The 311-nt window shown below is 63.7% G+C and carries 1 pseudogene; it reads right to left on the bottom strand.

What is annotated here, in order from left to right:
* Positions 1-311, bottom strand: a pseudogene (groEL, locus tag ACT6QU_RS19445) (chaperonin GroEL); the annotation flags it as partial.

Here is a 311-nt window from a genome sequence, read left to right as displayed (position 1 = left end):
CACTCCGACCTCGGTCGCGCCGCCGACACGGATCACCGCGACACCGCCTGCGAGCTTGGCAAGCCGCTCCTGCAGCTTCTCGCGGTCGTAATCGCTGGTCGTCGTCTCGATCTGCTGGCGGATCTGCGCGACGCGGCCGTCGATATCGGACTTCGCGCCGACGCCATCGACGATCGTCGTATTATCCTTGTCGATGACGACCTTCTTCGCGCGGCCGAGCATGTTGATCGTGACGCTCTCGAGCTTGATGCCGAGTTCCTCGCTGACGACATTGCCGCCGGTGAGCACCGCGATATCCTCGAGCATAGCCT

Origin of the sequence: Aliihoeflea sp., from assembly GCF_052435475.1 — a bacterium.
Classification (GTDB): Bacteria; Pseudomonadota; Alphaproteobacteria; order Rhizobiales; family Rhizobiaceae; genus Aliihoeflea.
The sequence above is the reverse complement of the archived record's forward strand: the minus strand, read 5'-3'. Positions and strand labels throughout refer to the sequence as shown.